The following is a 12,161-nucleotide window of genomic DNA, read 5'->3' as shown; positions in this document are numbered from 1 at the left end:
TTAATTTTATTATTTTTGTGTATTTTAATATACACAATTTAGTGCTTTAATTATAGCATACATTCATTAAGGGGGAAATAGTATGAAATCAAATTCAGTACTTCGATTATCGTTAACAGCATTAATGGCTGCACTTTGCTATATTGGCTTTCAATATCTAAAGATTGATATTCCACTGCCAACCGGAGCTGTGGCGATTCATTTCGGCAATGCATTCTGCGTTCTGGGAGCTTTATTGCTAGGGGGATTTTATGGCGGATTAGCCGGAGCTGTCGGCATGACATTAGGAGACTTGTTTAATCCACTCTATATCATGTCCGCACCAAAAACATTTATTTTAAAGCTTTGTATCGGTTTAATTACCGGTTTGGTTGCTCATAAGATTGCCAAGCTTTCTAAAAGCAGCGACAAATCTTATACTTTAAAATGGACAATCATTGCCGCCTCTGCCGGAATGGGATTTAATGTGATCTTTGAACCGATTGTTTCATTTTTATATAATCGTTTCTTATTAGGAGCTGATGCCAGTGCGGCTAAGATTCTAGCCACATGGATGGGCGGTGTTACACTATTTAATGCAGTAACTTCTGTCATTATTGCGACAGTGCTTTATTTAGCTTTGTCTAAAAATTCTAAAATAAAATCATTGATTCAATAAACAATCAACCTAAAAAGGAGTCTTCTTTTTATAATGAATCTCTAAAGCTATCTTTAGCCGAGGTTCACTTCAAAATGACTCCTTTTTTGTATCCCCTATTCATTTTTCAATTCATTATAAAGGAATTTAACGAGCATTAAACAATAGGATATGACTTTGAATTATATTTGAATCTAACAATAACAACAATAAGAATACAGATTGGAATCCAAATCATTGGCAATAGCTGATACAAATAATATGGCTTTCCTAAAAACATCGTCGTAAAATTTCTTACCGAGACATTGCTGATGCTCATAAAATTGACAGGTATCAGATTCTTAATATTCCCAAAAATATTGAATAAAGTAGGTACAATATACATGACAATCACTGTCAGTGCCAAAGAGCGATAGGTGGATTTAATAAAAGTCGATATAAGACAGCCAATCATCGCTGTTGCTAAAGCACCAAGTAGGATGCACATCACCCCAATAATATAAGCCTGACCAAAATTAAAGATAGAGACCATAAAGATATCCTCGATAACACTGACGGAGGCATCACCGATTCCCCCTGTCAATAAAGCATAGAGAGAAACCCCGCCAATCATCACTATAAATCCAATGATACAGCTGACAAGAACGGCTCCCATTTTAGAAATAATCAGGCGTGATTTGCCGTTTACACAGGTGCGCTGTATTTCCAGCATTTGATTTTTTCTTTCTTTATTCACTACATCTGTTGAGATCAGTAAAACCCAAATCATTAGTAAAATCCCCGAAACCCCTAAAGTGCTAAGCAAACTTCCCCAGCTTTTTGTATCCCCATAATAGAAGGTATCAATCGAATTCATCTTTTCTTTCAGCATTAAAATTTCCGCTTTGCTAAGTTTTGTAGAAGAATAAACCGGTGCTGGTGTCTCTTCGCCGCTTAATCCACTGTACATCACTCCATATGTCCCATCTTCGCTGTTCCATGGTTTATTTTTTAAAACGATTTCCGCATAGTTCATATAAATATCCCATGCAACATCTTTCGCAATGTCTTCTTTTGTTGATGGGAGAGATGTTTCTCTTAAGATCAGCTGTTTTTTCCCTTCTTTTGCTTCACTCTCTGTCGCCATTGTATAATCTTGGCGATGTAATGCATAGTCTAAATTCCAGTCCGGACCATAAAGCTGATTCATTTTTTCTACATCAAACAGCTTTTCATTGCTGCGCATTTCGCTTTCAATAAAGGCTTGCTGCAGTCTTTCCCACCAAGATTCATCCATTGCTCCTGTCCATTGCTGTTTAGCTAAAGCAATTTCTTTTAACACTTCTTTTTTGCTCATTAACTCCCCTTGATCATAATAATCCAACTGGATAATCGAAGGAGCATCATTTTTAACGTTGACATTGAATGTCCAAACAGAAATCAAACAAAAAATAATCAATACCAGAAAATTAATTTTAGAACATATTATCTTCTTACATTCATATAGAAAGAGTCTCATTCGTTTTCCTCCTCAAAAAAATATAAATATAAATCATTTAGTGTTGCTTCAACAATGTTTCCTGCTCCTTTGTTTTCTTTATCAATATAACGAACCATAATGCCGTCTGCTCTTGTTTTTTGTGAACAGATTACATACTGAGACTGCCATTGTTTTAACTGTTCAGCTGTGACAAGGCATTCCTTGACCATGCCTTCAATAGTATTCAGTAAGATCTGCGGAGTATCATAAGCTAAGACACTGCCTTTTTTCATGATCATAATTTTATCTGCAATAGCTTCGACATCACTGACGATATGTGTAGAAAGCAAAATAATTTTTTCTCTTGATAACTCAGATAATAATCTCGAAAACTGATTTCTTTCTTTTGGATCTAACCCTGCTGTCGGCTCATCTAAGATTAAAAATGCCGGATCATTTAATAAAGCCTGAGCAATGCCTAAACGCTGACGCATTCCTCCAGACAATGCCTTTACTTTCTTCTTTCTTTCATTTTCTAAATGCAGCTTTGGTAAAAGTTCATTAATTCTTTTTTCTGTATAAGCTTTGGTTAATCCTTTGATTGCTCCCATATAATGCAGAAATTCATCTACTCTAAACGTTGGATACATACCTAAATGCTGTGGCATATAGCCTATTTGTGAAAGATATTCCTCTTTTTTATTTTCAATGTTAATATCGCCAAAATAGACATTGCCCTCATCCTGCATCAAGACTCCGACAATAATTCGCAGCAACGTAGTTTTACCACTTCCATTTGCTCCCAGCAATCCAATAATTCCGGGAGATAACGTCGCATTTAAATGATCAACAGCGAGTGTACGTCCATATTGTTTGGTTATATTTTCTAATTTAAGTTTCATTGATTATCTCCATCCTTTTATAATATAGTTCTTTTTATTTCTACAATGAATATAGAAAGTCCCGGCAATAAGTAAAAGAAGCATCACTCCCCAAATCAGTGCAATCGCACTTGTACGGTGATAGAACTGGGTATTTATCTGCACCCATGAAAAACGCATCAGCTGATTTAACGATTGAAAATTTAAAAAGCTTGATGGAAACAAAACATTCCATGTTGTGTTAAAAAAGTGAATTGTGATTAAGCTGGGACCGACATAAAAGAGAATGCTTCCCGCTAAACTGGCAAATGGTTTTTTCATAACCGTTGATAAAAAGCTTGCGATGATTGTACAGATTAACCCACCGTACATCATCAATAAGAAAGCCTGTTGATTAATTTTAGTGAAATTGTAGATTTGAAATGCCCCTTCAAACATCATGACGGTTGTATCACTTCCCTGTAAATTAAGCATAAAGGCGCTGCTCACTGCCAATACGCCATACATCAGTCCCCCGACTGCCAGTCCCATCATCACCGCAACAGTAATTTTAGCCAAGGCTAATGGTCTTCTGCCCATCCGTGAACTTTTCAGCATATCCATGATTCCGACAGCATCTTCTTGATTAAATAAATCACTAAACAAATATAAACAGCTGATGATATATATCATCGCACAATATTTAAAAGCTTCCATGCGCATGAGCCAGCCTTCATAGGGTCCATAGATCGGTAAATTTCTTTCTAAATCAGCTTTTATAATATCCGGAGTTGTAATGTTGTGTTTATTTGCTTCAAAATTATTATAGGTATATTCTCCCAGCCAGTACGCATTAGATATAGTTTGATATTTCATATCCGTTTGCGTTAAATCGCTTTCTGCGGCATCATTAAGCATTGTTTCTGCCTTTGATAGCCAGCCTTCATCGATTGTTCCGACTAAATCCTTTCGGATTTCATCAGCAAATTGCTTTCCTTCAGCTAAAGACACCCATTTTCCATCAAAAAGCACTTTACTATGCTGATCACTATACTGAAATACCAAAAGCAGAAAGATCGGCAGGATCAGTAAAAATACAATAATAATACGATGAGGCAATGGGTGTAAAAACTTTTTCAGTTCTCTCCTTATTAGATTTTTCATTTTCCATACCTCCATTTATTTGCATTTAGAGAACTCATAAAACAATAAATAAAAGAAATCACTAACAGGATGATGCCAAAAGTATCTAAAAAATGCAGAATCTGATTTGAATAATTTATTTCAACTGCTATCAGCACACCAATCGTAGAGATATAAAGCAATACAAAATTAGCTAATAGATTTTCATGATAACGTAGCTGCAGTATTAAACCGGTTAATACAAAAAAAGGAATGCACCCGCCGCAAAGCAAGGTATAAAAGTTTATGTTCGTTTTACTTGCCATCATCCAAGCTACTAAAATCAGTCCGACAAGAGAAATAAAACTTAATAATCCCATCTTCCAGATCAGTAAGCGCTGAGGGGAATATTCGCATGTTCTTTCCAATTCTGACATTTGGTAAATATCAGAACGAATCAGTTCTGCTGATACCGCAATCGACATCATGATCCCCCCCATCCATAACAATGCCATTGAAAACATTCTGGCAGCACTCGGCATCATAATCCAGCCTAATATAAGAATCATGAGAGATAAAAACCCTTGTAAACAGATACTTTTCCAACCATATAAAAAGATTACGCGTTTGATAACCTCTCTTATATTTCTTTCCTTTTTTACTACTTGAATGTTGTTTAAAATTTGTTTGGAATGCTCAATAGTCTCTATTAAATCTTTCTCTGAGATTGGGGGAATTTCAATTTTTTCTAACATTATCTTTGTTTTTTTCATTTCCAGCCCTCCTTTTTAGCCATTTTTTCTAACAATTCTACAGCCAATTTTGCTTGTGACTTCAGTGTCGAGATATGAATCCCGGTAATTTTTGAAATATCTTTAAATTTCATTTTCTCATAATAACGCAGATAGACGATATCTTGCAGATGAAAAGGCAGCTGCTCAATCCATTTTCTTAAAATAATGCCTTCTTCCTGACGTTTTAGAATAGCTTGCGTGTCATAAGCAGGATCACTGATTAATGACTCATCTAATTCACTTAGCACTACTTTTTTTGATTTGAAATAATCATAGAGAAGATGCTGAGCAATTCTATATAAATAATTCAATAGCTTTCCTTGATCCTGATATTGATAAAAATGTTCAAAAAAATGATAGAAAGTTTCCTGAGTCAAATCTTTAGCTAAAGCTTCATCCATTACACGACGATACACATATCCATATATTTTAGGATAACAGTCACGAATCATTGAATCTAATGTATGGTCCTCTTTTTGAATAAGTCGTTTTATTATTTTAGAACTCATTGATAACCTCCTTCACTCTATATAACGATACAATGTTAAAAAAGACGAAAAAAAATGAAAACAAACAAAAAAAGATGTAAGATTTCTCTTACACCCTTCTTTTCGTTAATTATAATTTAACTACGTTGCGAGCTTGTAATCCCTTATCTCCCTCAACAAGTTCGAATTCAACTTCTTGACCTTCGTCTACAGTTTTAAACCCATCTTGTACGATTTGAGAATAATGGAAAAATACATCTTTGTCTCCACCATCCATGATAATGAATCCAAATCCCTTTTCTTTGTTAAACATTTTAACTTTTCCTGTTGCCATTTTCAATAATACCTTAAACCTTTCAATAATCTAATGTCTTCCGACAATTAAACTATACTACACCTATTCATAAAATGCAAATCCTTTTTGTAGGATATCCCTATTATTCCTTGCTCTTCTGCAACTTATATTCGATTTTATTCATTATTCTTTCAGGAATGATTCTCCCTAAATAATATGCCCCTTTATTTTTTGTTCCGGGAACAATTATTTTTTTATTCTTAAAGACATCCCGCATGATTTTTCCAGCAATATCATCGCTTCCCTCTTTAGCTAAAGAATGCATAATATTAGCCCGTTTATCAAAATCAGAGATGAAAGATCCCGGCAGACAGGTTTGGATCAAGATATCCTTAGAAGAATAAGCCAATTCTACATTTATGCTTTTAGACAGCATCAATAAAAATGCTTTAGAAGCCCCATATCCTGCCATCAGGGGGTCTGTCTGCTTGGCGGCAATAGATGCCACATTCAAAATTCGTCCTGTTTTTTGATACGCAATATAGCTTTTCATTAAAAGTGCAGGTGCCAGCATATTTAATTCCATCATTGTCTTTTCCTGATCGACCGGTATTTTCCAAAATTCTCCATAGCATCCTATCCCTGCATTATTAATGAGCAGATCCACTTTCTCCACTTGCAAATAAGCACAGACTTTAGAAATATCTGTCTTGTCCGTAAGATCGGCAACGATAATTTCACTTTTGTTAGGTAATTTTGCCTGTAAACGCAGTAAATCTTCTTCATGACGTGCGATTAAAACAACCGTATACTGCCGCAGCGACAGCCATCTGGCAAAAGCAGCACCTAAGCCACTGCTCGCTCCGGTAATAACTGCTTTCATTATTTTTTTCGATCCTTCTGACTTTTTACTTGTTTCCAATATTGAGCGATCTGCTGTTCATGCTTATTGCTTGACGGCTGATAATAAACGTGTCCTACTAAATCTTCCGGCATATAAACTTGATGAACATAATCGTTTACATAATCATGAGGATAAATATAATTCTGTCCCTTTTGTTCTCCTAATCCATCATAGTGCACATTTTGTATACATCGTGGCAGACGACTTCCTTTTCCACTGCTTACATCCTGCATCGCCATCGCAATAGCACTGTAAGCAGAATTTGATTTTGGAGCAGTTGCCAAAACAACGACCGCCTGTGCTAAAGGTATCTGTGCTTCCGGCAGTCCTAATTGAACAGCACTATCGACACACGCCTTCACTATCGTAATCGCCTGCGGATAGGCCATTCCGATATCCTCCGTTGCAATAACCAGCAAACGGCGGCAAGGAGAAAGCAAATCCCCGCCATTTAGCAGCTTCGCTAAATAAAACAATGCGGCATTTTCATCACTTCCGCGAATCGACTTTTGCAGTCCCGACAATAAATCATAATGCTGATCCCCGTCTTTATCAAAGTTCATACCGGTATGCTGAACAAGCTGTGCCACTACTTCCTTAGTAATAAGGATTTCCCGATCTTCACCTCGACAGGCAAAATAAGACAACTCAACTGAGTTTAAAGCTTTTCTTACATCACCCCCGCTTGTTTTCGCAATATATAATTTTACATCCTCTTCTATATTAAAACGAACATCATTTTCCTGTTCTAAATGATGATAGGCACGATCAATTGCCGGCAATAGTTCATCTGCGCTGACAGATTTAAATTCAAAAACAGCACTACGGCTAAGCAGCGCATTGTACACATAAAAATAAGGATTTTCGGTCGTCGAAGCAATCAGCGTGATTTTTCCAACTTCGATATACTCTAATAAAGACTGCTGCTGTTTTTTATTCAAATACTGTATCTCATCCAAATAGAGAATAATGCCCTGAGTAGCATAAACACTCTCTGATTCCGCCATAATGGCTTTGATATCTGCCAAAGATGCAGTTGTCCCATTCAATTTATAATACTGCTTATCACTGTATTTTGCGATCATCTTTGCTACTGTTGTCTTACCTACTCCCGGTGGACCAAAAAAAATCAGATTAGGAATCTGCCTTGATTCAATGATCTTTCTTAGGGGTCTTCCTTCTCCTAAAAGATGGCTTTGTCCCACAATGTCATCTATCGTTTCCGGTCTCAATTTATCTGCTAATGGCATTTATCATCACCTCTTTGGATATTATATATTATTTTCAGAGATTTGGGTATGTTTATTATTGGATTATAATCAAACTACTCATCCCCTACTTCTATCTTAATTTAGCTTTTATGTCAAATAAACAAATTCACATCCCATATTTAATACTTATAAAAATATCTTAACAACGTTTTCTTTTTTTGACTGCTCCCACGCTTTGAAGAAGTTATTCTTAGATGAAAACTGAATCCAATTATACAGATAACATAATTCCATCTTTGCCCACATGTGTATCTACAATCGGTTAATAATCTCCCTAATTAAGATGAACTGATTGCTTATCAGAGTTTTTCCTATATAATATTAACTAAAGGAGTGATAGAATGAAACGATGTGGATGGGCAAAAACACCTGAAGAAATAAAATACCACGATCACCATTGGTGTCGATTGCATCACGATGACCATACTTTATTTGAAATGCTGATTTTAGAGGGACTGCAAGCCGGCTTAAGCTGGCGGTTAATATTAGAACGATGGGACGGACTTCAAGAGGCATTGGATCATTTTGACTATAAATTAATTGCTGAATATGACGATTCTAAAAAAGCAGAGCTTTTAGTACACCCGGCAATGATTAAAAATCGACGAAAAATTGATGCCCTTATAACAAATGCCAAAGCTTTTATAGAAGTTCAAAAAGAATTCGGCAGTTTTGATACATATATCTGGCAGTTCTGCAATCATCAACCTATTATTAACCATTGGACAACTTTAGAGGAAGTCCCCGCTTTTACCCCTTTATCAAAGGAAATAAGCAAAGATCTTAAAAAACGCGGATTTAAATTTGTGGGAGAAACGATTATTTATTCTTATATGCAGTCTATCGGCATGGTAAATGATCACTTGGTTGATTGCCCTTGTTTTAAAGAGTGTCAGCAATAAATCTTAAGAGAATCTTTAATAATTACTACAAAGAATATTAATAAAACTGACCTATACTATAGGTGTCAGGAAAAAATAAGTGAGGGAAAAAAATGAATAACCAAACGATTCTCGTTGTTGAAGACGAGCAGGAAATTGCGAATGCCATCGCAATCTATTTAAAAAACCAAGGATATCATGTTCTAATTGCCGGAAACGGTCAGGAAGGACTAGATGTTTTAGAACAAAATGTCGTACACTTAGCCATCATTGATATTATGATGCCCGTTATGGATGGAATTTCAATGGTGTTAAAACTAAGAGAAACTCATGATCTGCCTGTCATCATGTTGTCCGCTAAATCGGAGGACATTGATAAAATTACAGGTCTGAACATGGGAGCTGATGATTACATGACAAAACCTTTTGTTCCTATGGAATTACTGGCACGTGTAAATTCTCATTTACGACGTTATCAGCGCTATATGAAAAGTCAAAATGTAGTCAGTGAAAACGTTAAAATCATTGGCGGCTTAGAATTAAATGAAGACACAAAGGAAGTTTTCGTAGACGGACAGCTTACTAAATTGACACCTATCGAGTTTAAAATCTTAGATTTATTTATGTCCAACCCGGGTATCGTTTTTGATACAGACACCATTTATGAAAAAGTTTGGAATGATATTGCAATCAATAGTGATACCGTAATGGTTCACATCCGTAATTTAAGAGAAAAGATTGAAATCGATCCTAAGAATCCACGATATATTAAAGTGGTATGGGGAATTGGCTATAAAATTGAAAAACAATAAGGAGACGATACTATGAAGAAAAAATCGATCATTGTTTTCCTTCTCCCCTTCATCCTGATCATCGCAAGCTGTATTGGTATTATGCAATATGACAACCTGAACAGTGTGCAAAGCTACAGCTATACACAGCAGGACAATAACATTCAAGTTCGTAAGGATTATTTACAGAGTTATACGTTTGAATTGGATTTACTTCGTTTCTGTTATGCGATTGATTATAATAACCGTTATGATCTTAATGCTCCAAGCGAACATAATTTACGTCAATTATACGGGCAGAATTTAAGTACTTATCTGCTTAATCAGATGGATAATTTTATTATCTCAGCAAATGATAATCTTCAATATGACTATTCATTTTTAAAATATCATATGCTGGATCTTACAGACAATTCTACGTATTCTAATTCTGGTGATCTTTCAATGAATGCCAGCGGTGATGTATACAGAATTACATTTAATGAGGAAGGTGAAATTTCAATCGAAACTTCTTCATCTTTAAATGTTCCAATCAAAAGTGCCTATACAAATCTGATACGCAATAATTTCCAATCCAATTATACCGGTACTCAGGAAACGATTGAACTTTTAAAGAATCGTGTATTTACATTCGTGGTAGAGAAATCAGCCGATCTTTCATCGCTTGTTGCTTACAATAGTAATGTATATCTCTATAAAGATTATTCTTATCACATGAATGCCGTATTATTTAGTTTTGTTGTTTTAGCTGTTTTAGGATTATGTTTACCGTTAAAGAAATTAAGACAGTTTTCTTTCTATCAGAATATCATTGATATTCCATTAGAAATATTGGTCATTGTCTCATTAGGCTTTCTGACCTTCTCATCGCGTTATATTGCAAGCAACTTTTTCTACAACAATCCATTGAGTGTCATGCTTTATGCCATTCTAGCGTTTATCTTCCTCATGGATGTCTTAGTCTTTAAATATTTCTTGCAGTATCCACCTTTACTTTATATAAAAGAAAGAAGTTTAACAGCCCAAGTTGCCAATTTTGTATTTGATAATATGAAACAATTCGATTTAGCTGAAAAATATAATCTGACATTATTTAAAGTTGTAATTGTCAACGCTTTTGCAATCATCATTCTGCCAATGTGGATGGGCGTCATTGGACTGATCATCTACTGTGTTTTACTGTTTATCATTATGATTAATGTTGCCAATCAAGTTAAAAATGACTATCAGTCATTATTAGAGGTTACCTCTTCAATTGCTTTCGGAAAATTTGATAAGACAACAAATACAGATTTAGGGGTATTCAATTCTTATAAAGACTCAATGGATATTATTCGTGATGATTTTAAAAATGCCGTTGAAAGTGAGATTCGTTCAGAAAAAATGAAAACCAAACTAATTACCAGCGTTTCCCACGATTTAAAAACCCCATTAACATCAATAGTGACGTATGCCGATCTACTCAAAGATGATCAACTTGATAACAATAAGAAAAAAGAATACATTGCTGTTATTGATCGCAATGCTTTACGTTTAAAAAATCTTATCAACGATCTATTTGAAGTCAGCAAAGCATCATCAGGAAATATCACCTTAAATTTAATGGAAATTGATATTATCTCACTGATTAAACAGACGATCTTAGAATACGATCATCTCTTTGAAAAACAAGGCTTACAATTGAAATTTACCTCTAATCAGGAAAAATCAATTTTGAAACTGGACAGTCAGAAAACCTATCGTATTATTACTAATTTACTGGTTAATATATCCAAATACGCTATGGAAAATACCCGTGTTTATATTGATGTGATCGACACCCAAGATAAAGTTGAAATCACGTTAAAGAATATCAGTAAACATGAAATACGTATTGAAGCCAATGAATTATTAGAACGATTTGTTCAAGGTGACAGCTCACGTCACAGTGAAGGTTCTGGCTTAGGCTTAGCCATTACCAAAACATTTACCGAACTTCAAGGTGGAACCTGCCAAGTAAGTGTCGATGGTGATTTATTTAAAGTAATACTTGTATTTAATAAATAACGAAGGCTGCCAATGGCAGCTTTTTTCATCATCTAATTATGTGAATTTTTCCATATTGCTGACATATTATAACCAACATTTCTTGCTATACTGTAATCATAGAAAGGAGGATAGTCAATACTTAATAAGCAGACAAAATAGTTTTTTCAATTAATTTCCCTAAACTTAAAATATATATAATAATTTGTAATCATAAGGCAAAGAGAAACCGAGTAATCCCGACTCGGTTTTTCATTTTATATTGATAATATCATTGTTTTTTGATATTAGATACTTTATGAAAACCATCAGGGATATTTTGTTTTGCTTATATCCTATCTTCTTTAAAAAAGGAATTTCTTAGCAGTAAGTTTAATATCGCAACTTAGCCTCCTTTTTTTAAGGTATCGTTTATCTTTTAACTTTCTGATGATACATCTTTGAATATCTTCAAAACCATCGATAAAACTTCATATATGGTCAACATTCAAATCAACATGTCTACTCACACCAATACTTTTAAAGTTGTGAATGGCAAGGTAATTGAGAATTTTAATAATATATATGAAAAATAGATAGCCCGGTTTAATCTGGGCTATCTATTTTTTGTTCACCTGATATAGAAACTATTTTC

General features: G+C 34.7%; 12 protein-coding genes. 4 read left to right on the top strand and 8 right to left on the bottom strand.

Annotation, left to right across the window (positions count from 1 at the left end):
- Positions 1-82 precede the first annotated feature (82 nt).
- Entirely contained in the window at positions 83-658 is a 576-nt protein-coding gene (locus ACLRVU_RS01550; protein WP_412890402.1) for an ECF transporter S component, read from the top strand.
- Between the two features lie 136 nt (positions 659-794).
- Here the strand turns inward: ACLRVU_RS01550 and ACLRVU_RS01545 are convergent, their stop codons facing one another.
- The 8 genes from ACLRVU_RS01545 to ACLRVU_RS01510 form a co-directional block, all read right to left on the bottom strand.
- Positions 795-2,135, bottom strand: a complete 1,341-nt coding sequence (locus ACLRVU_RS01545) for an ABC transporter permease subunit (protein ID WP_412890401.1) — start codon at positions 2,133-2,135, stop codon at positions 795-797.
- The gene (locus ACLRVU_RS01540; protein WP_412890400.1) at positions 2,132-2,998 is read right to left on the bottom strand and encodes an ABC transporter ATP-binding protein; all 867 of its coding nucleotides are present in this window, start codon (positions 2,996-2,998) and stop codon (positions 2,132-2,134) included. The genes ACLRVU_RS01545 and ACLRVU_RS01540 overlap by 4 nt, the downstream gene beginning before the upstream one ends.
- 3 nt (positions 2,999-3,001) lie before the next feature.
- The gene (locus ACLRVU_RS01535) at positions 3,002-4,120 is read right to left on the bottom strand and encodes a hypothetical protein (protein ID WP_412890399.1); all 1,119 of its coding nucleotides are present in this window, start codon (positions 4,118-4,120) and stop codon (positions 3,002-3,004) included.
- A complete protein-coding gene (locus ACLRVU_RS01530) occupies positions 4,117-4,851 on the bottom strand; it encodes a hypothetical protein (protein ID WP_412890398.1) in 735 nt (244 codons plus the stop codon). The genes ACLRVU_RS01535 and ACLRVU_RS01530 overlap by 4 nt, the downstream gene beginning before the upstream one ends.
- On the bottom strand, positions 4,848-5,381 hold the full coding sequence (locus tag ACLRVU_RS01525; protein WP_412890397.1) for an RNA polymerase sigma factor: 534 nt from the start codon (positions 5,379-5,381) through the stop codon (positions 4,848-4,850). The genes ACLRVU_RS01530 and ACLRVU_RS01525 overlap by 4 nt, the downstream gene beginning before the upstream one ends.
- 109 nt (positions 5,382-5,490) lie before the next feature.
- Positions 5,491-5,694 carry a cold-shock protein gene (locus tag ACLRVU_RS01520; RefSeq protein ID WP_147553152.1) on the bottom strand — a complete coding sequence of 68 codons (204 nt, stop codon included), beginning with the start codon at positions 5,692-5,694 and terminating at the stop codon, positions 5,491-5,493.
- Between the two features lie 103 nt (positions 5,695-5,797).
- Complete coding sequence (locus tag ACLRVU_RS01515; protein WP_412890396.1) at positions 5,798-6,538, bottom strand: SDR family NAD(P)-dependent oxidoreductase; 741 nt, start codon at positions 6,536-6,538, stop codon at positions 5,798-5,800.
- Positions 6,538-7,809: a replication-associated recombination protein A gene (locus tag ACLRVU_RS01510; RefSeq protein ID WP_412890395.1), complete on the bottom strand. Its 1,272-nt coding sequence runs from the start codon at positions 7,807-7,809 to the stop codon at positions 6,538-6,540. Before ACLRVU_RS01510 ends, ACLRVU_RS01515 begins: the two co-directional genes overlap by 1 nt.
- A gap of 362 nt (positions 7,810-8,171) precedes the next feature.
- On the opposite strand from ACLRVU_RS01510, the gene ACLRVU_RS01505 reads away from it, so the two are divergent.
- From ACLRVU_RS01505 to ACLRVU_RS01495, 3 genes are all read left to right on the top strand, one after another.
- Positions 8,172-8,732, top strand: coding sequence for a DNA-3-methyladenine glycosylase I (locus ACLRVU_RS01505; RefSeq protein ID WP_147553147.1), 561 nt, complete (start codon positions 8,172-8,174; stop codon positions 8,730-8,732).
- A 92-nt stretch (positions 8,733-8,824) separates the two neighbouring features.
- Positions 8,825-9,523: a response regulator transcription factor gene (locus ACLRVU_RS01500; RefSeq protein WP_147553145.1), complete on the top strand. Its 699-nt coding sequence runs from the start codon at positions 8,825-8,827 to the stop codon at positions 9,521-9,523.
- 12 nt (positions 9,524-9,535) lie between these two features.
- Positions 9,536-11,548, top strand: coding sequence for a sensor histidine kinase (locus tag ACLRVU_RS01495; RefSeq protein ID WP_412890394.1), 2,013 nt, complete (start codon positions 9,536-9,538; stop codon positions 11,546-11,548).
- Positions 11,549-12,161: the final 613 nt, after the last annotated feature.

Origin of the sequence: Beduini sp., from assembly GCF_047239305.1 — a bacterium.
Lineage (GTDB): Bacteria > Bacillota_I > Bacilli_A > Erysipelotrichales > Coprobacillaceae > Beduini.
This window is presented reverse-complemented; position numbering and strand designations above follow the sequence as displayed.